At 63.6% G+C, this 1,328-nt stretch carries 1 protein-coding gene and 1 rRNA gene; both read right to left on the reverse strand.

Going from position 1 to position 1,328, the window contains the following annotated elements; translation table 11 throughout:
* A 16S ribosomal RNA gene (locus LXN00_RS12570) occupies positions 1-68 on the reverse strand; the annotation flags it as partial.
* 140 nt (positions 69-208) lie between these two features.
* On the reverse strand, positions 209-1,012 hold the full coding sequence (locus LXN00_RS12575) for a transposase (protein WP_418952995.1): 804 nt from the start codon (positions 1,010-1,012) through the stop codon (positions 209-211).
* Positions 1,013-1,328: the final 316 nt, after the last annotated feature.

Below are 1,328 nucleotides of genomic sequence, written 5' to 3' on the forward strand. Positions count from 1 at the left end.
CGCCCGACTTGCATGTCTTAGGCACGCCGCCAGCGTTCACCCTGAGCCAGGATCAAACTCTCCACAAAAAAACGCCACTAGGGCGTTGGATGCATTTGGCTTACGCCTGTTCCCGCGCTTTCAAGATCCCCCGCCGGTTCCACCGGCGCAAGCTCTACGTTAACAAGAAGCCCCTTCTCTGTCAAGGGGTTGCTCCCCTGAGCTCTCATCACTTTCCCCACCCCTGCACCCATTGCCGGGTAAAGACCCCCAAGCACCCGCACCGCCACGCCCCGCAGGGAAGGAGGAGCCTCCGCCAGAAGGAGGCGAGCCAAGCGAAAAAGGCTCTGCCCCTCAGGATGCGCCACCACCCTCTGCCCCGCAAAGCAGCCCCCAAAAGGACCAAAACCACCATCCCCAGAAACAAAAGCCAAAGCCATCCCCTAAGGCTCCCCTCCGTCCTCAGCCCGTGCCGGTCCAACCCAAAACCCCGCCCCTTCAGGTCCCGAAAAGCCTCCTCTATCCCCATCCGCAACCGGTACCCCCCAGGCTCCCATCCCTCAGGCGCCCAAAAGGCCGGATACCCGGGCTCCCGCTTCCCCTGGGCCAGGAAGAGCCCCACCTCCACCCCCCTCCCGTCGTGCCCAAAGGGACGAATCCGCTTGCCCTCGGCTCTAGGCACCTCCGGGTAGCGCTCCCCCTCCCCCGTCTCCACCTCCCGGTGGCGCAGGGGCCGGATGAGGAAACCCATGCCCCACTCCTGGAGCCGCCGCATCAGGGAAACCCGGTCAAAGCCCCGGTCCAGGAGGAAGAGGGGGACATACCCCAGGGCCTGGACCCCTAACTCGGTTCGGGCAAGGAAAGGGGGAATAGGCTTCCTTGGGCGAGGTGGGGAGCGGAGAGGAAGAGGGCCAGGTTGGTGCGCGCGGGTTTTCTGAGGGGCCGGAAGACCGTGGGGGCCCAGGTGGTGGTCTAAAGGAGGGGGGCATTCGCATACCTTACCCAACCCCCTCTTTAGTTTTCCCTTGGTCAAGCCCCTACAGGACTAAGTGATGGAAGCTCAGGATCGCCAGGGTGGGGGCCTGCTTAGATTGAGACCACAGCACGTATACCCCCTATGGGGCCACGAAAAAACCTGCACAGGTGCCCCGAAGCAATGCTTTGGAGTCCCTCCCTTGGCCCAGGTGTCGGTAATGCTCACCCAAGCATTTCCTGCACCATGAGGCCAAGATTGTGAGCCAGGACAAAGGAGCACACCGCCATGACGAAGCCCTCCTGGGTCAGGGCACGAATCCGCCTGGGAAAGGAGGCGTGGAGGGCGCTCCCCACCGCTTCCACCACCCGCCGCC

It is taken from the genome of Thermus brockianus, from assembly GCF_021462505.1.
Taxonomy (GTDB): domain Bacteria; phylum Deinococcota; class Deinococci; order Deinococcales; family Thermaceae; genus Thermus; species Thermus hydrothermalis.